This is a genomic window from Pseudomonas putida (genome assembly GCF_016406145.1).
GTDB classification, from domain to species: Bacteria; Pseudomonadota; Gammaproteobacteria; order Pseudomonadales; family Pseudomonadaceae; genus Aquipseudomonas; species Aquipseudomonas putida_E.
The window spans coordinates 46,692-62,778 of record NZ_CP066306.1 but is presented as its reverse complement, the minus strand read 5'-3'; the positions used below and the strand labels follow the sequence as shown (position 1 = coordinate 62,778).

The 16,087-nt window shown below is 55.4% G+C and carries 17 protein-coding genes; 7 read left to right on the top strand and 10 right to left on the bottom strand.

Annotated elements, in window-relative coordinates; all coding sequences use genetic code 11:
• Positions 1-22 precede the first annotated feature (22 nt).
• Positions 23-346: a DUF2790 domain-containing protein gene (locus tag JET17_RS00295; RefSeq protein ID WP_003253432.1), complete on the top strand. Its 324-nt coding sequence runs from the start codon at positions 23-25 to the stop codon at positions 344-346.
• A 202-nt stretch (positions 347-548) separates the two neighbouring features.
• Positions 549-2,546: a heavy metal translocating P-type ATPase gene (locus JET17_RS00290; RefSeq protein WP_010951452.1), complete on the top strand. Its 1,998-nt coding sequence runs from the start codon at positions 549-551 to the stop codon at positions 2,544-2,546.
• A 92-nt stretch (positions 2,547-2,638) separates the two neighbouring features.
• On the opposite strand, the gene JET17_RS00285 is transcribed toward JET17_RS00290, so the two are convergent.
• From JET17_RS00285 to JET17_RS00270, 4 genes are all read right to left on the bottom strand, one after another.
• A complete protein-coding gene (locus tag JET17_RS00285; protein WP_010951451.1) occupies positions 2,639-2,863 on the bottom strand; it encodes a hypothetical protein in 225 nt (74 codons plus the stop codon).
• Between the two features lie 127 nt (positions 2,864-2,990).
• The gene (locus tag JET17_RS00280; protein WP_011953109.1) at positions 2,991-4,016 is read right to left on the bottom strand and encodes a hypothetical protein; all 1,026 of its coding nucleotides are present in this window, start codon (positions 4,014-4,016) and stop codon (positions 2,991-2,993) included.
• Positions 4,017-4,314: 298 nt separating this feature from the next.
• Positions 4,315-5,622 (bottom strand): OprO/OprP family phosphate-selective porin, encoded by a 1,308-nt coding sequence (locus JET17_RS00275; protein ID WP_009395904.1) that lies wholly within the window; start codon positions 5,620-5,622, stop codon positions 4,315-4,317.
• Between the two features lie 210 nt (positions 5,623-5,832).
• A complete protein-coding gene (locus JET17_RS00270; RefSeq protein WP_011953108.1) occupies positions 5,833-6,801 on the bottom strand; it encodes a LysR family transcriptional regulator in 969 nt (322 codons plus the stop codon).
• 257 nt (positions 6,802-7,058) lie between these two features.
• On the opposite strand from JET17_RS00270, the gene JET17_RS00265 reads away from it, so the two are divergent.
• Genes JET17_RS00265 through JET17_RS00255 form a run of 3 tightly spaced genes read left to right on the top strand, consistent with a single transcriptional unit; the run spans position 7,059 to position 9,875 of the window.
• Positions 7,059-7,478, top strand: coding sequence for a GtrA family protein (locus JET17_RS00265; RefSeq protein WP_010951446.1), 420 nt, complete (start codon positions 7,059-7,061; stop codon positions 7,476-7,478).
• A complete protein-coding gene (locus JET17_RS00260; protein WP_010951445.1) occupies positions 7,444-8,427 on the top strand; it encodes a glycosyltransferase family 2 protein in 984 nt (327 codons plus the stop codon). The genes JET17_RS00265 and JET17_RS00260 overlap by 35 nt, the downstream gene beginning before the upstream one ends.
• Positions 8,421-9,875, top strand: coding sequence for a phospholipid carrier-dependent glycosyltransferase (locus tag JET17_RS00255; protein WP_010951444.1), 1,455 nt, complete (start codon positions 8,421-8,423; stop codon positions 9,873-9,875). Before JET17_RS00260 ends, JET17_RS00255 begins: the two co-directional genes overlap by 7 nt.
• A gap of 82 nt (positions 9,876-9,957) precedes the next feature.
• Here JET17_RS00255 and JET17_RS00250 read toward each other — a convergent pair whose 3' ends face one another.
• Positions 9,958-10,179 carry a hypothetical protein gene (locus tag JET17_RS00250; protein WP_010951443.1) on the bottom strand — a complete coding sequence of 74 codons (222 nt, stop codon included), beginning with the start codon at positions 10,177-10,179 and terminating at the stop codon, positions 9,958-9,960.
• A 266-nt stretch (positions 10,180-10,445) separates the two neighbouring features.
• Between JET17_RS00250 and JET17_RS00245 the strand changes: the two genes are divergently transcribed.
• Positions 10,446-11,033, top strand: a complete 588-nt coding sequence (locus JET17_RS00245) for a hypothetical protein (RefSeq protein ID WP_010951442.1) — start codon at positions 10,446-10,448, stop codon at positions 11,031-11,033.
• A gap of 57 nt (positions 11,034-11,090) precedes the next feature.
• On the opposite strand, the gene JET17_RS00240 is transcribed toward JET17_RS00245, so the two are convergent.
• Together JET17_RS00240 and JET17_RS00235 are read right to left on the bottom strand one after the other, a co-directional pair.
• Positions 11,091-12,509, bottom strand: a complete 1,419-nt coding sequence (locus tag JET17_RS00240; RefSeq protein WP_011953107.1) for a heavy metal sensor histidine kinase — start codon at positions 12,507-12,509, stop codon at positions 11,091-11,093.
• On the bottom strand, positions 12,506-13,180 hold the full coding sequence (locus tag JET17_RS00235; RefSeq protein ID WP_003253457.1) for a heavy metal response regulator transcription factor: 675 nt from the start codon (positions 13,178-13,180) through the stop codon (positions 12,506-12,508). The genes JET17_RS00240 and JET17_RS00235 overlap by 4 nt, the downstream gene beginning before the upstream one ends.
• Before the next feature lie 689 nt (positions 13,181-13,869).
• Here JET17_RS00235 and JET17_RS00230 point away from each other — a divergent pair.
• The gene (locus JET17_RS00230) at positions 13,870-14,196 is read left to right on the top strand and encodes a DUF2790 domain-containing protein (RefSeq protein ID WP_011953106.1); all 327 of its coding nucleotides are present in this window, start codon (positions 13,870-13,872) and stop codon (positions 14,194-14,196) included.
• A gap of 32 nt (positions 14,197-14,228) precedes the next feature.
• Here the strand turns inward: JET17_RS00230 and JET17_RS00225 are convergent, their stop codons facing one another.
• From JET17_RS00225 to JET17_RS00215, 3 genes are all read right to left on the bottom strand, one after another.
• Positions 14,229-14,579, bottom strand: a complete 351-nt coding sequence (locus tag JET17_RS00225) for a DUF3147 family protein (RefSeq protein WP_011953105.1) — start codon at positions 14,577-14,579, stop codon at positions 14,229-14,231.
• A gap of 157 nt (positions 14,580-14,736) precedes the next feature.
• Positions 14,737-15,642 carry a cation diffusion facilitator family transporter gene (locus tag JET17_RS00220; RefSeq protein WP_010951438.1) on the bottom strand — a complete coding sequence of 302 codons (906 nt, stop codon included), beginning with the start codon at positions 15,640-15,642 and terminating at the stop codon, positions 14,737-14,739.
• Positions 15,643-15,696: 54 nt separating this feature from the next.
• A complete protein-coding gene (locus tag JET17_RS00215; protein ID WP_071890582.1) occupies positions 15,697-16,035 on the bottom strand; it encodes a zinc ribbon domain-containing protein in 339 nt (112 codons plus the stop codon).
• Positions 16,036-16,087 lie beyond the last annotated feature (52 nt).

Sequence of the window (16,087 nt, the reverse complement as noted above, 5' to 3'; positions counted from 1 at the left end):
GTTTTGAAATTGAGAGGGTTTTATGAAAAAGCTAATTATCGCTGCTGCACTTGTTGTTTTCTCGGTGGCTTCGCAGGCCAACACTTTCTCCGAGAGCAAGCAGCTTCAATACACCAAGGAACACCAGACCGCAGTGGCCAAGTACGCGGAGAAAAATGGCAAGCCAATGCCAGAGATTCAGGATTACAAATATGGCATGAAGATAGACGTTGCGAAATTCGTACGTCAGTCGCAGGACCCCCGTACCTGCCAGGTCTATCCACGGTTGATGACCTTCGAGGACTCCCAGGGCACGCTCAAGACTGTTCGTTACTCGATGTATTCGCAATGCATCAACAACAAGTAGTAAACGATTTGAACAGAACAATTAGAGAATTCATAAATGCCAGGCAGTGCCTGGCATTTTTTATTACGCCCGATACCCCATAGCTTCGAAATGTTAACGCCTGGGCTCGGGCAAACCGTGCAATAGATCTTAGCCAACCAACAGAGACGGCTCCCCAACTGCAGAGGGCAATTGGAAGCCTTGACCCCAGAAGGGACGAGTTATGAAGAGTTTGCTTGAACGCCCTGATGACCAAGCCGGGCATGAAGGTCATAGCCATGAGCATGGCGGCATTTTTGGAATGAACACAGAGCTGATTTTCGCGCTGATCTGTGGTGCTCTCCTGGGTGCCGGAGCTCTCGCAGGAAAACTTGGCCTGATTGATCGTCTGCCTCTGATTCTGTACGTGTCGGCCTACGTGTTCGGTGGATGGTTCACCACTAAGGAAGCGGTTACCAACATCCGTCAGAAACGCTTCGAGATCGACTCGCTGATGCTTCTCGCCGCAGTCGGTGCCGCGAGCATCGGCGCCTGGGCGGAGGGGGCTCTGCTGCTGTTCCTGTTCAGTCTGGGGCATTCCCTTGAAAGCTACGCGATGGGGCGGGCCAAGAAAGCGATTGAGGCACTGTCCAAGCTCGCACCAGCCACCGCGATCGTACGCAGAGCAAATGGCACGGTGGAGATGCCCGTGGAGCTGCTGGTTCCCGGTGACGTTGTCATCGTGCGCCCCAATGACCGCCTGCCGGCCGATGGTTTTGTAGTCGTAGGCTCCTCAAGTATCAACCAGGCGCCAGTAACCGGTGAGAGCGTCCCCGTGGACAAGCAACCTGTTCCTGATGCCGAACTCGCACGCAGCAAGCCAGATGCAGTGGATGCAGCCTCGAAAGTCTTCGCCGGTACCATCAATGGCGAAACGCTCATCGAGGTTGAGGTAACACGGCGCTCTACGGAGAGTACCTTGGCGCGGGTCATCAAGATGGTCAGTGAAGCCGAAGTCAGGAAGTCACCGACCCAGCGATTCACGGACCGCTTCCAACGCATATTCGTCCCGTTGGTTTTACTGCTGGTAGTCGGGCTGCTATTTGCCGGCATTTTCCTTGACGAGCCGTTCCGTGACTCGTTCTACCGGGCGATGGCCGTACTGGTTGCAGCCAGCCCCTGCGCGCTCGCGATCGCTACACCAAGCGCCATTCTCTCTGGCATCGCCAGGGCAGCCCGAGGTGGCGTGCTGATCAAGGGCGGTGCGCCACTTGAAGAGCTTGGATCATTGAATGCCATGGCATTCGACAAGACCGGTACCCTGACCGAAGGGCGCCCACGTATCACCGATGTAATACCCATAGGCGGCACGCAGATCGAGGATCTGCTAAACGTCGCCATCGCTGTGGAGTCGATGAGCGACCATCCGCTGGCTGCGGCAATTGTGCGTGACGGTGAAGAGATGATTGGCACACGGCGCCGATTCCAAGCCAAGAACATGAGCAACATGATTGGCCGCGGCGTGCGTGCTGAGCTTGATGGGCAGTTCGTCTGGATTGGCAAGGTCGAGATGTTCGGTACCAATGGTATTCCCGCACTCAGCAAGGCAGCCCTGGAGGCTGCGGAGCGTCTACGTCAGTCAGGCCGTACCACCATGGTGGTACGGCGTGCTGACAAGGATCTGGGCGCTATCGGGCTATTGGACACACCCCGGGAGGGGGCCAAAGAGGCACTCCAGAAGCTTAGAGAGATGGGCATCGAACGCATGGTCATGATTTCTGGAGACCACAACCGCGTTGCAGAGGCTGTAGCCAAACAAGTTGGCTTAGATGAAGCGTGGGGAGACCTGATGCCGGAAGACAAGGTCAAGGCCATCAAAAACCTGCGCCTTAGCGCCAAGGTGGCCATGGTGGGTGACGGCGTCAATGATGCCCCTGCCATGGCCAGTTCGAGCGTTGGTATCGCAATGGGGGCTGCTGGATCTGATGTTGCCCTGGAAACGGCTGATATCGCGCTTATGGCTGACGACATCAGGCAACTCCCATTTGCGGTGGGGCTGAGCCGTCACACGCGATCGATCATCCACCAGAATCTGTTCGTCAGCTTGGGGATTGTGGCCATCCTGGTTCCGTCCACCATCATGGGCTTGAGCATTGGTGCCGCTGTTGCGATCCATGAGGGCTCCACACTGTTGGTCGTCTTCAACGCCTTGCGCCTGTTGGCCTACCGCAGAAGCACCTGATCCCTGAGCTTCAATCATGAAGCTAAGCAGGGAAATGACCTGAAGTAGAAGTACGGGTCGTGCGCGATCAGCGCACGACCCGTACTTTTCTCTCACTCGTCGATCCCGATGCGCTTGAGGCTTTCAAGGGCCTTTCCGCACTCAGGTGAGCCATGCCGTAAGCCGCAGGCCAATGCAGCTTTGAGGCTCATGACACCGGCTACGAAACCGACTTGATTGCCGACTCCGTGTCCGTCCGCAAATCCCTGATCATACGCAATCTCGACAAGCGCATTGATCGCCGCCAGGGTGTCCTGTTTGTTTTTACTCTTTTGCATATCTACTCCGCGAGCATTCAGCTCATATCGCTCGGTTAGGTGGCGGCGCCTTCAGGTTTGGGGTGAGCGAATCCCGCTCCCATAGCCAATCCCTAACGGGGGGCTCAGCCCGCCACCGTAAGGAAAATCAGCTATTGAGAGCAGATGACTCGTTTTGGTCACCCGTGCTGCTCGCCTCACCGCATTGGCACTGAGTGGGTACATCCGGGTAGTCGCTGTGATTCTCAATGAACAGCGTTCGGCAGGTTTCGCACCCATAGATCCGGGGCAGGGATTTAAGGCCGCTCGGAAGCACGTCACTCAGAGGCTCGTTATGCCAAGGAGCCCCGTCAAGGATTCTTGAACGCAGGATGTTTCCCAGGCGCCAGGTGTCACTTTGTGCGCGCCAGGACCACATCGGCGCAGAAAGCGAATACTGGATGAAGGTCTCTTGTGACTGCCTGGATAGCGGGTACTTGGGGCGGGTCCAGCCGGAATCGATGATGCTGAACCCCATGCCCATTTCTGCGCTCGGGTGGGTCTTTTCACCAAAGAAACGGTCATGCGTCGCTGGAGCCGTCGCATGATGGTCAGTCGGTGGGAATACCCACAGATAACACTCATCCCGGTTGACCATGCTGATGAGCTCGCTTGGCCCCCGCATGGGGGAATTTGCAGCCAGGGCGAAGCGATCCTTCCACGACATTTTGGGAGGCGGCGCAATACCAGCAGCGATGGCCAACGTGGCAGTCTTGGGGACGAAGCGATCGCCTAGCTCGTTCAGATCCAGGTTCTTGCAGAGAGCCTTGAAGGCCTTTTTGCGAGTCTTCGAGCTGAAGGAGGGGTCAAGGAGCAGGCGAACCTGGTTCACGCCGATTCCCGCAGTTCGTAGCACCTCAATGACTTCTTCAGCCACACCGACTGCTTGAAGATCGGTCAATCCTAAGCACGTTTTCGCCCGCTCGACCGCCGCGTAGAGGTTGTACTGCCGTGTCTCGTTGTCACGACAGACCTGAATTGGCAGCTTGTCTTGGATGGCAACTTGCGGTGCAACGGAGCCGATGGCCGCGTGGAACAGCTGGTGGAGGTGCAGATGAGAGTACGGGCGGCCAGAAGCCGAGAACGAGGCGTGCAGCTGAGCAGCGAGAGGTTGAAGCAGCTTTTTTGCAGACATGACTATCCCCTAATGAGCGACGTTGGGGTAGCTGCGCTTGTAGGGCCGTTAGACGCGAAGCTGGACGTCGAATCAGGTTCAATCATGAATAGGAGTCAGGTTTGATTTGCTTGCACGGCCACCATGCAAAGCCCGACGCGGCAATCACATCAGATTCGCCGAGCTTTGGCAAGAGCGGTCATCGGTAAGCGAAAGCAGGTAGGAGGAGGGCGCTCCATGCTTGATCACCTCCAGAAACAGGAAAGCCGGAAGCACGTTGAGCGCTTCCGGCTTTCTCACGTCAGACTGATGAGAGGGATCAGAAGACGTATTGCAGGCGGGTCACGATGGCATTGCCGCTGTCGTCGCCCACGGTGTTCTCGTTGTTGTCGGTGCGCACGTTGATGTAGTTGGCACTGACTTTCACCGCCTCGTTGACGTACCAGTTCACACCCACCGTGTGGCTCTTGGCCTTGCGCTCGTTCGATTGGTCCGCCGCGGTGACCAGGTTGCCGTCTTCGACCTTGATATCGTCAAAGCGGTAGAAGACTTCCCAGGCCCCCAGTTCCTTGTTCTCTGGTTTGATAGTGTCGAACTTGGCACCATCGAGCTTGTAGATACGCGGCTCGCCGGTCAGGGTGTAAGCCATCTGGGCGTAGTAACCGGAGGCCTTCATGTCGTTGTTGGCCTGGTCAGCTTTCAGCTTGCGGCGAAGGTATTCCGCTTGAACCGAGAACGGGCCGGTGGCCCAGGCACCTTCGAGACCCCAGACCGAGTCGTCCTTCCACAGGCCATCTTGTGCAGCAGCACCGCCAAACAGCATGCGGTTGCCGTTGGTGCCGGCATCGCCGCCGCCATTGGTATCTACACCGCGGACGCCCAGACGCGAACGAATCCGGGTATCGACCGCACTGTTTTTGAGGTCGCGGTAAGCGTACTGAGCACCGACGTGCAGGACGTTGCCATCACTGTGCAGCGGTGCGAACACGCCACGTACGTTGTAGCGCTTGGTGCTGTCGCCATCCGAGTTGTTATTGGTTTCGCTGAAAACGCTACCGGAAACATAAGCCATGTCAGCGATGGTGCTGGTGGCTTGAACACCCATGCCGGCGTTGTCGTTGATCCAGTCCGCCAGGTCGTACGAGAGGTTCCGCTCCATGGCGGTGGTCCACTTCGAACTGGTGGCTTTCTCAAGACCGAAGTCGGTGTAGAAACGGCCAAAGCGCAGTTGCACCGGCTTGAAACCCGTGTAGGTCAGGCTGGCTTCGTCGAAGTAGCCGTCGGAGTCGTTGCCCGTGTTGCGGGAAAGGTCGTAGTTGAGCTGATACTTCCAGTCGCGGTACAGCACGCCACCGAGCTCAAGGTAGGCGCGACGGAAGTAGCCTGCGTCAGCGGTATCGCCATTCTTGGTGAAGACACCATCGAAACGGCCGTAGTCGGCCTGAACTCGGCCGCCCAGTTTGAAACTGAATTCCTTGTCAGAAGTCGATACTTCAAGACCGCCCTTGGTCTTCAGAACGATGTCAGCTCCGTCAGTGGTTACTGTTCCGGAGAATGCTTGCGAGGAAAATGTGCCTATTATTGCGGCAGCCAACAGCTTTTCCCGCATGTTCGAAGAACGGATCATTGCTTGCCTCTCGTATGTTAAGTGCTTAGCTACCGACGTTATATTTCGCCCTGCGCCGGCCTAAATTTATCTTGCAGATGGGAGCAGGCCACGGTTGTCACCCGCTGTAACAAGATGCCTTTGTTCTAAGCACTCTGACTAGGTTGCAAGCGAATATGACAGTTGTGTTTCTGTAGTGTTAACGGAGGAGTTTGAAACCTAACAAAACTGTTACCGAACAAGCCAGTCCTTCTTATCAAAGAAGCTCTTCTTGATCAATCTTCGAATTTCCAAAACCTGCGGATTGCGGACAAGCTTCGTTTTGATAACAAGATAGACATCTTTCTCCTCCAGGTCGTCCAGGAAACCCGGCACGGGTAGGATATTTCTCTCCAGTTTTCGGCTGTAGTCGGGCAGCACTCCAATACACGCACCGCCAACGACAAGGCCTCGTGATAGGTTGTAGCTCTTGACCCGAGTGGTACCGCCCTGATGCTCAGCCATTATCGATGCCCACTTTCGTGAGCCCGCCAAGATCTCTTCATCCCAAGGGACAACGAGCATGAAGTTGTGCAAATCCAAGCTCTCCACTGGAAGGGTGACGCTTCTTGAATAGCGGCTGGAAATGAACAGGGCGTGCCCAATCCGGCCAAGCCTTTCAAACCTATACGTAGGATGGCGATCAAGCGCGCCTTTATCATCTGGGCTCACCAAAGCGATACCCACATCGACTTCACACTCAGAAAGCATCTGCGTTGTGCATTCTGAATGGATTTCCAGCTGCATTTCGGCATGATCACGCACGTAGGCGACTAGATCGCGGTTTACGATGTCGTTCAGCACTGGCTCTGTGATCGCGATGGTAAGCCTGGGGACTTCCTTTTCACCGGACTTGCCAAGGCCGTCTGGGCCGAAGAGCTGGCACAGGTAATGGCTGACCCTCTCGCCTGTGCGGGTCAGGGCAAGCTTGTTGTGTTTGTAGACAAACACGGGAGCACCAATGTGCTCTTCCAGTTTCTCCAAGCGTTTCCGCAGGCCTACCACTGGCACATTGAGCCCTCGGGCAGCCTGTTTGAAACTGGCACAACGTGCTGTTGCGAAAAACTCTACGGCCAGCTGATCATCAATTGGCAAATCATCCAATATGTCAGGGCTGTAAGGAACAACGCTGCTTGTATATGTTTCATTTTGTGTAACCATTAGGTCCCCCTTAATTCGGGGAATCTATCTCAATGCCACCCGGTGTTTCCTTATCTTGTCAACATTGTAATCCACGGGTCATGCATGCGTTATCGGAAGGCTTTTATTTCGAAAGCGTAATTTTCAGGCAATCCCTCTGATATTGTAGCGTGCTAGCCTAGTGCGCCGACTTGTTACTTACCATATATAGATTCGGCTAATTACGCATTTACATTTAGTTCACTATTTTTTCACCTTTGCCTCCATAGGCTTTGGGCATGGAAAATCAAACCCCACCTCTTACTACCTTACTGATTCGTTATCTGGGGATCGGCTTCATAGCAACGGGAGTCCATTATGCGGTGTTCCTATTGCTGGTTACGACAGAATTCGTTACTCCGTTACTGGCCAGTATCTGTGGCGGCATGGTTGGCGCAATCGCGAGCTTCATTGGAAATAGGGCGCTCTGTTTTGTGGCAGATGGCTCTCGTAAGTTTCAGCCTGTCAGGTTTGCACTGGTCGCGTTAACCACAAACTTCGGCAATGGCGTGGGTATGTGGTTCCTCATCAAGTCGAATCTGTCACCGCTCATCTCCCAAGTCGTAGTGACCTTAAGCCTCACTGCACTTGGATTCATTGCACATCGTTTTTGGACATTCAATCATGCAGACATTACATCGCTTTCCCGAGCGCCCTGATCCCTTGTTAACCATCGTGGTCCCTTGCTTCCAGGAAGAGGAAACCATCCCCGAGTTCCACCAGCGAATCACCCGCGTGGTGAAGCGCTTACCCGTCTCCTGCGAAATCCTCTATGTCGACGACGGCAGTAATGACCGGACGGCCGACATTCTTCGCCACTATCAGGATGGGTCATCTGTACGTTGCCTGTCCCTGAGTCGCAACTTCGGCAAAGAGGCTGCACTGAGCGCCGGGATAGACCATGCCCGTGGCAGTGCGCTGATCTTCATTGATGTCGACCTGCAGGATCCACCAGAGCTCATCGCGGCCATGGTGGACTACTGGCAACGCGGCTACGACGTGGTGAACATGCAGCGCAACCTGAGAATCGGTGATTCGTGGTTCAAGCGCATGAGTGCCCGGGCTTACTACTGGGTCATGCAGCGCCTGGTGGAGAAGGTGGACATGCCGGCCGATGTCAGCGATTTCCGATTGATTGGGCCTGCGCCGCTGGCAGCCCTGCGGGCCCTGGATGAACGCTCCAGGATTCTCAAAGGCATGATCGGCTGGGTAGGCTTTCGTACCATCGAACTGCCCTACAATCGCACTGTTCGCCATGCCGGGAGCACCAAATGGAATGCAGCTGGCCTGTTCAATCTGGCCATCGAGAGCATCGTCAGCTTCTCTCGCAAACCACTGCGCATTTTCAGCCTCATCAGTTTCGGTCTTTTCGTCTCCAGCATCTGCTACATGCTTGCGTCGCTTGTGGCAGGCAGTTTCGACATCCATCACCTGATCGTCGGAATGGCTTCATTCATGTGCGTCGGTGTCGCCATGGTGGGGGAGTACCTGGGCGTGACACTCGCGGAAGTGAAGCGCCGGCCTCTCTATTTCCTGAAGCACAGCAACAAGGCAGATCCCGTGTCACTCCACCCTTCGATGGCTTCGATCGAGGGTAAGAAATGCTGAACCTGAAGAACGAGAGGACGCTGTGGTGGGTCCTGGGTTCGATTTTGCTATTGCGTTTGGTGGGGCTGGGCATCTACCCGCTGATGGACACATCTGAGGCCCGTTACGCTGAAATGGCTCGCAAGATGGTCGAGTTGAATGACTGGATCACGCCCATGTTCGACTACGGGGTACCGTTCTGGGGCAAGCCTCCGTTGTCCTTCTGGACCCAGGCCGCGAGCATGACGGTCTTCGGCGTTAACGAGTTCGCTGCGCGCTTCCCAGCGTGGCTACTCCACCTGGCAAGCTGTTTCATCATCATCAAACTCGGCACGCAGCAGATTTCTCGTAACGCCGGCATCTGGGCTGCCATTATTTTTTCCAGCACCACACTTGGCCTGGTCTCCAGCGGTGTTGTGCTGACTGACCCTGTTTTGTCGTTCTCGATTCTGCTGGCCAGCTACGGTTTCTGGCGTTGGATGAAGTGCGCCAGCAAGGCGGATGCCTACCTGATGTTCGCAGGTCTCGGGCTGGGCTTGCTTGCCAAAGGGCCGCTGACCCTGGTGCTTATGGGGGCGCCGGCATTCGCCTGGTTCGTTATCTACAAGGAATGGGGACGGGTACTGAGGCTTCCCTGGATTAGCGGCCTTGTACTCATGTTCGGTATATCCGTGCCATGGTATGTCGCGGCCGAGATGAAAACGCCCGGCTTCATGGAGTACTTCTTCGTTGGTGAGCACTGGAGCCGCTACGTCGTCAGTAACTGGGCAGGGGACCTCTATGGTAGTGCTCATGCCAAGCCGTACGGCAGCATCTGGATCCAGCTCGGATTGTCGCTACTGCCATGGGCCTTGTTTCTACCACTGTTGATCCGCAAGCGTGGATCGATGCAGCGCTTCAAAGCCTACCTCTGGCTGTGGGCCTTGGCGACACCGGTCTTCTTCACATTTGCAGGCAACATTCTGTGGACCTACCTGCTACCCGCGCTGCCAGCGTGGGCATTGCTGCTGTCTGCACGGGTCAGCGAAGTTGGCCCGAAGACCACCTGGGCTGCCGCTGCGAGCGCATTGGTGTTGCCAATCATCGGTGCGGGCATCATCTACGCCGGGGTACTAGAGGAGCGCCCTCAGAATCAGCGGGATGTGGTTCAAGCCTGGCTCAATGTGCAGTCTGCTCATTCCGCTCCCCTGATCTATCCTGGCCGCCGCTCATACTCGTCGGAGTTTTACAGCAGCGGGAAGTCCGAGAACATCAAGGATCCTGCCAAGTGGCCGCGGGATGGCTCGTTCTATCTGTCCAGGCGCTTGCGAGACAGCAAGGATGGTCTGCCCGCTGATCTAGCTTGCACATCGATCACCGAAGCGAACGCCAGCCAGCTCCTGCTGTGCCATTGGAAACGCCCCGCACAAGGTGCCGAGGGTCTGGCCGGAGAAAGCAATGCGGAAACGCCTCGCAAGAACGAAGGCTAAATTCCAAGCACAAAAAAGCCAGGTTTTACCCTGGCTTTTTTGTCGATTTCTTTCGTCATTTGAAGTCCTATTTAACCGCCGATTAATTGTCGGCTTGTTCCTTACCATCCTTGCTTTCTTTCTTTTGCTCTTGAGCGACTTGTTGTTTGTTCTGGTCCGAAGAGTCATCGCTCCATAGGCGAGCCTGTTCGGTTCGGAAGTTCTCGTTGAACTGTTTCGTTCGCTCGAAGCCGCCTTCAGCGTAAGCGGTACCCATGAGACCCAGCAGCAGGCTGCCAATAGCGATAGATTTGACAAATTTCATTGTGAACCTCGGTTCATACTAGGCCAACCTGATTAGCGGCCTTTGTTGGTTTGTAGTTTAGGAACGCGAAGCTAACGACAAGGTGAGTCAATAATTACAATTCCGTAATTTTGGCTGCAGATAGGATGCGTTAAATCTTCAAATCTGGAAGGATCATGTCTATCTCGGCACTGTCGAGGGCGACTTCGAATTTTCTCTTAAATTACAATTTTGATATCTAGCGCGTTAATTCAGCGCGGCGTTGTTGGCCGCCCTAGGAGATAGCCATGAATGACATAGAGCCCTGGGCAGTTGCTATCGGTGACTTTCGCCGCTGCACTGAAAAACTCACTGTCCAGCTCGATGAGCTGACCTCGCAGACGCGCACCTCCAGCGCTGTTCTGGAGAGGTCGAACGAACTGGTGGAGCAGGTGGACGCTGTCGGCCGGCAGATTCAGGAGGAGGTGCGAAAGGCGGAGAAGGCTTGGTCGAACGCGGAGGAGGTTGCCTTGCGCGCCGCTGCATCAGCGTATTCAGCTGCATGCCGCGGAGTCGACACCGCCATCCAGCCACTGATCTCGGAGCTTACAGCAGCGACAAAGGCGGCGGACGCCTCTATCCAGGAGCTCAAGCGGGCACCGGTGCTGGCCAAGCGTTATGTGATGGTGGTCGCCACGGCGTTCTTCATTCTGGCGCTGATCTGTGTCTACTCGACCATGCGCCTGATCGATGCCGCCGGCAGCGTAAGTGCTCAAGAGAAAGTGAATGCTCAGTACTTCTCACACCTGTGGAAAAACGCCAATCCTGACGAACAGAAGATTATTAAGTCGGTGATTCTGCGGTCGCCCATGGACCCTGTGGTCCTTCGGCACTGATGCATTGAGGCAAACAAAAGGCCCGTCGATTGACGGGCCTAATCGTGTCTGCGCAATTTAAGCGGCGGTCATTGCCGGCTGCATTTGCTGGGCTTCCGGAAAGTGAAGGTGGAACCAGGTGAAGTTTTCTTCGGTCACCTCCACGCTCGCCGATCCCTGGTGCAGACTCATGATCGACTGCACAATGGCCAAGCCAAGACCGGTACCGCCTTCGCTCCGTGCTCGGCTCTTGTCCACACGGTAGAACCGCTCAAACAAGTGCGCGTGGTGTTCCTTGGCAATACCACGGCCGGGGTTGCCGACACTCAACGTCGTACCGCTCGCACTATGCTGCACCTTAACGTAGACCGTGCGGCCGCGAGGGCAGTAACGGATCGCGTTCGAGACCAGATTCGAGACGGCACGTTGAACCATCAGGCGATTCCCGCGCACCACGTCATCACTGCCGGAGATCTGCAGCTGAATCTCGCCTTCTTCTGCTGAAATGCTGAAGAGCTCGCACACTCGCTGAACCTCGTCGACCAAGGAGACGGATTCGAACTCCACCATTGATGCTGGATGACTGACCTGGGCCAAGAACAGCATGTCGGAAACCATGCGGCTCATGCGGTCCAGCTCTTCTGTGCACGACTCCAGAACCTCCCGGTACTCGGAAAGCGATCGTTCTCTGGTCAAGGCAACCTGGGCCTTGCCCATCAGGTTGGAAAGCGGTGCTCGAAGTTCGTGAGCAAGGTCGTCAGAAAACTGCGAGAGCTGCTGAACCCCATCATCCAGGCGAGCCAGCATGATGTTGATGCCGTCGGCGAGCATTTTGAGTTCTGCCGGCATCCCATCAGTTGGAAGGCGATGGTCGAGGCTCTCGGTTGAGATTTTCGAGGCGATCTTGAGGAACTTGGTCAGTGGTAGCAGGCCTCTGCGCACAGTCCACCAGCCAATGGCCAAGATCAGTGCGAGGATGACGGGGGACATCATCAAGGCCCAGGTCAGCAACGCATCGAGCAGCGCCTCACTGGATGACTGGTCCATGGTCATATAGACGCTGACCTCTGTTCCATCGCCCAAACGCATGATTCGAGAAGCACTCAGCAGAGGACGGTCCTGCGTATCACGCCATTCGTGCTCTTTGGGCTGGGCCGCCGGCTGAAACTTGTGCACCTCCAGATTGACCTGTTTCGAGCCAATCGAGAGCAGGGGAGTCTGATTCTGTGAGGTATCGAATATGCTCACATACAGGTTGTTGTGGCCCATGACCAAATCGACAAGCTGATGCGCATCCGCGTTGACGCCGGAGATGTCCGGGATGGTGGACAGGTTGTGAGCCATCCCCGCCATCTTTACTTCCAGGTCTGCTCTGGCATTTCTTTCCAGAGCCTTGCCTACCATCAGATAGCCAAAGGTGGCGAACAGAAGCAGCAACGCTGCGCTCATCAACCCAACTTTTAACCCCAGCTTTGCAGCCAGGCTGAATGGCCTCATGCGCGTTCCTCAAAAACGTACCCAACGCCACGAAGCGTGTGAATGAGCTTGGTTTCAAACGGGTCATCGATCTTCGAGCGCAAGCGCCGGATGGCTACATCGATGACATTGGTGTCGCAATCGAAATTCATATCCCAGACCAACGAGATGATCTGAGAGCGAGTCAGCGCTTCGCCCGTTCGGCTCATGAGCAGGTGCAGAAGCGCAAATTCCTTGGTGGTGAGATCGATGCGTGTGCCACCGCGGAAGACGCGATGGCGGACGGAGTCGAGTTCCAGATCGGCAATTTTCAGCGAGCTCTTCTCGACTAACTCATCACCACGGCGTTGCAGCGAACGGATGCGAGCAAGCAGCTCAGGGAATTCGAATGGCTTCACAAGGTAGTCATCCGCGCCGCCGTCCAAGCCCTTGAGCTTGTCATTGATGCGTCCGCGGGCGGTCAGCATGATGATGCGGACCCGGCTGGTCTTACGGATGGTTTCCAGCAGGTCCCAGCCGTCGATACCCGGGAGGTTCACGTCCAGGAGGACCAACGAATAGACATTAGTGTTGAACAAGTGCAGAGCATCTACACCGTTGTGCACGATATCTACGACATACCCGCTTTCGGATAGGCCCTGCTGAAGATATTCGGCAGTTTTAATTTCGTCTTCCACAACTAGAACGCGCATAACTTATCTCAAGGTGTGAGGAAGGAGTTGGCCTAATCCGCCAAGATTATGGTTGCAGGCTGTTCGAAAGTTTGGCTGAGGGTATGGCATGTGGTAGTCGCTACCTCTGTCCATACGCCGGGTCACCTGAGGACGCTTGAATCTTAACGCGAAGAAGCTGGCCGCGGCGAAATCCTACAAATTTGTAATGTAGCCGCAAGATTTCTGACAGTCATGCAGGCTCCACCCCTAAGCATAGCGGATTCTGGGGCCTGCGGCGGTGTATGACAGATTCGCCTGGCAGGTGGAATCGGCCAGGACAGGCAGCATTTCGGTCGTTAGCTTGCAAGGACTGGTACTGGCCTTGGATCGAGGGCGCCACGCAGGCAGACCCCATGCACGGCCGCAAACCGCAGCGCCTTTCTGCAAATTAGTTCACGTGGCGGCTCGATATTCTCTCGAATAATTATCTTACAATCTATTACATGTCCAAATTGTAATTGCCCGATCATCTTGGTGTTAGCCTCCTTTGCTAGTTTAAGGGCAGCGGAAGAGGCATCGCTGCTTTGGAAATTGTCTCATTTCAAAGCAGCTTGGCAAGAGCACCGAGCAGTTGTTCGCGCCAGTGCATTCACCTGTAAACCATACGCTCCTTTGGTAGGTGAATTTTAGCGCCCCCCTACGGGCGCTTTTTTATTAAGGGACTTCTTATGAACACTACTGTATCAGCGATCGCCGTGTTTTTGCTCTTTACATCACTAACAGCCAATGCCCAAAGCGGTATGGAGATCAATAAACGCATCGAGCGTACTGCTAGAGAGGCTACAGCGGATTATGCTCAACGCGTAAAAAAGCCCATGCCTCAACTAGAAGACTACGCCTATGGCATGGACCTGGACGTTGGTAAGTTGGTGTATGTATCACCCAGTGTGCGGTACTGCGGTAATGTAAGAAGCATGATGACCTACGAAGACTCGAAAGGCGAACTGCACATGGTTCGCTACCTGGTGAAGGGCGAGTGTGTTAATAGCCGTTAAGACTCATCAAGATGATCCCTGCGGCCACCGGATCATAGAAGCTCAATGCCGAACCGGCGCAGCAGTATGGCGAAGCCTCCGAAGCTGGCCATTGTGATGAGGATGCTGCTGATCAGTGTCGGCCAAAAGCCGAGCTTAGGTAGCAGCAATGGAAAAGCAATAAACATCGGTAGGGTCGGAAGCACGTACCAGAACGTGTACCAAGCATGGTTGGAGATCTTCTCCATGCTCTGGTTCTCTAAATAGAGCCAGACCAACGTCACGACCGTGACCAAGGGTAGGGCGGCGACCAAGCCGCCCAGCTTGTCGCTGCGTTTCGCCAGCTCTGACACGAGAATCACTATACCGGCAGTGAGTAGGTACTTCGTGATGATCCAGGCCATCGCTGAGCCTTCTGGAGGTTGTTGACGAGGGCAGGCGAAGCCATTCACCAACCCCCTTGAAGCGCTCTTGCCGTTTACGGCATCCCTCACCGCATTTTTTTTGCAACATCACCCTCAGCCAGGAGGGTGATGTGTTTGCATGGTGTTTACCGATCGGTCAGTGCGAGGGTGAGGGAACGCTCTCGTGGAAAGCTGCCCGCTCGATCTGGATGGTGCAGTGATGGATTTCGAATGCATCGCTGACAGCATCCACGACGGCCGCCAACACAGCATCCCCATCTGCAGAATCCCGAACCACTACGTGCGACGTCATCACGTTACTGCCACTGCTGACAGCCCACACGTGCAAGTCATGAACGTCCGTCACGCCATCTACTCCGAGGATGGTGGCCTCGATTGCCGTAACGTCGAGCCCCCTCGGGACACCCTCCATGAGGATCCCCAGGCTTTCGCGAAGCAACTGCCACGTCCGCGGCAGAACCCAAAGGCCGATCGCCACAGCGACAATCGTGTCGACCCAGGTCCAGCCGGTGAAGCGGATGATAAGTGCCGCGATGATTACGCCAAGCGAGCCGAGCATGTCGCTCCAAACTTCGAGGTAGGCTCCTTTGACGTTGAGGCTTTCGTTGCTCGCAGATGCCAGAAGGCGCATCGAAATTAGGTTGATGATCAGGCCGGCGATTGCGATCCACATCATCGCTCCGGTAGCGATCTCCGCCGGCATGAAGAAGCGCTGGTAGGCCTCATACAAGATGTACATCGCCACCAGGAAGAGCAGCACGGCGTTGAACGTCGAAGCCAGAATTTCCAGGCGCGCATAGCCGAAGGTTCTTTTCTGATCCGCCGGCCGCTTGGCTATCTGAAGTGCAATCAGTGAGATCGCCAAGGCGGCAGTATCTGTGAACATGTGAGATGCGTCCGACAGCAGCGCCAGGCTGCCGGTAATCCACGCACCGATCACTTCTGCAATCATGAAGCTGCCAGTCAAGCCGAGCGCCATGATTAGCTTCTTCTGATGCCCCTCGCGTACTGCAGCGCTGCCATGGTCATGATTTGAACCCACGTATTTCTCCTTGCGCAGGGTTGTGGTCTCGTTGGCCTTCCTGTCTACCTAGCCTTAGAGCGTCGCTTGGCCACAGTGACTGCAAAATCTTGCTCCTGCACTCAGCAGCGAGCCGCAGGCGGTGCAACCACTCGATAGCGGTGTTCCGCAGTTTAGACAAAAGCGTGCTGACGGATCGTTGGCCGTCCGGCACTGCCTGCAGCCCTGCAGATCTTTGATGGGGGCAGGAGTGGGAGGGCGCCCGCCGTCATACACCTGATTACCGCCGTCGCAGCCCTGCTGCCGGCCATGGCGATCATATTGCTCGGCCCCATGTCCCCCGCTGTGGTGCTTGCCTCCACCGTGGTTTCCACGGCCATGGTGCCCGCCCAGGATGTTTTTGAAAAAGCTCATGGTATTCGCCCCTCATTGATGGGTGACATATTAACGAGCAAAAGTTGAAAAT

What these genes read in the sequence shown, in the direction of transcription:
- JET17_RS00260 (WP_010951445.1), top strand. Translation starts at nt 7,444, where the DNA reads ATGCAGACATTACATCGCTTTCCCGAGCGCCCTGATCCCTTGTTAACC.
- JET17_RS00285 (WP_010951451.1), bottom strand. Translation starts at nt 2,863, where the DNA reads ATGCAAAAGAGTAAAAACAAACAGGACACCCTGGCGGCGATCAATGCG.
- JET17_RS00290 (WP_010951452.1), top strand. Translation starts at nt 549, where the DNA reads ATGAAGAGTTTGCTTGAACGCCCTGATGACCAAGCCGGGCATGAAGGT.
- JET17_RS00255 (WP_010951444.1), top strand. Translation starts at nt 8,421, where the DNA reads ATGCTGAACCTGAAGAACGAGAGGACGCTGTGGTGGGTCCTGGGTTCG.
- JET17_RS00295 (WP_003253432.1), top strand. Translation starts at nt 23, where the DNA reads ATGAAAAAGCTAATTATCGCTGCTGCACTTGTTGTTTTCTCGGTGGCT.
- JET17_RS00280 (WP_011953109.1), bottom strand. Translation starts at nt 4,016, where the DNA reads ATGTCTGCAAAAAAGCTGCTTCAACCTCTCGCTGCTCAGCTGCACGCC.
- JET17_RS00230 (WP_011953106.1), top strand. Translation starts at nt 13,870, where the DNA reads ATGAACACTACTGTATCAGCGATCGCCGTGTTTTTGCTCTTTACATCA.
- JET17_RS00270 (WP_011953108.1), bottom strand. Translation starts at nt 6,801, where the DNA reads ATGGTTACACAAAATGAAACATATACAAGCAGCGTTGTTCCTTACAGC.
- JET17_RS00225 (WP_011953105.1), bottom strand. Translation starts at nt 14,579, where the DNA reads ATGGCCTGGATCATCACGAAGTACCTACTCACTGCCGGTATAGTGATT.
- JET17_RS00265 (WP_010951446.1), top strand. Translation starts at nt 7,059, where the DNA reads ATGGAAAATCAAACCCCACCTCTTACTACCTTACTGATTCGTTATCTG.
- JET17_RS00245 (WP_010951442.1), top strand. Translation starts at nt 10,446, where the DNA reads ATGAATGACATAGAGCCCTGGGCAGTTGCTATCGGTGACTTTCGCCGC.
- JET17_RS00215 (WP_071890582.1), bottom strand. Translation starts at nt 16,035, where the DNA reads ATGAGCTTTTTCAAAAACATCCTGGGCGGGCACCATGGCCGTGGAAAC.
- JET17_RS00235 (WP_003253457.1), bottom strand. Translation starts at nt 13,180, where the DNA reads ATGCGCGTTCTAGTTGTGGAAGACGAAATTAAAACTGCCGAATATCTT.
- JET17_RS00250 (WP_010951443.1), bottom strand. Translation starts at nt 10,179, where the DNA reads ATGAAATTTGTCAAATCTATCGCTATTGGCAGCCTGCTGCTGGGTCTC.
- JET17_RS00275 (WP_009395904.1), bottom strand. Translation starts at nt 5,622, where the DNA reads ATGATCCGTTCTTCGAACATGCGGGAAAAGCTGTTGGCTGCCGCAATA.
- JET17_RS00240 (WP_011953107.1), bottom strand. Translation starts at nt 12,509, where the DNA reads ATGAGGCCATTCAGCCTGGCTGCAAAGCTGGGGTTAAAAGTTGGGTTG.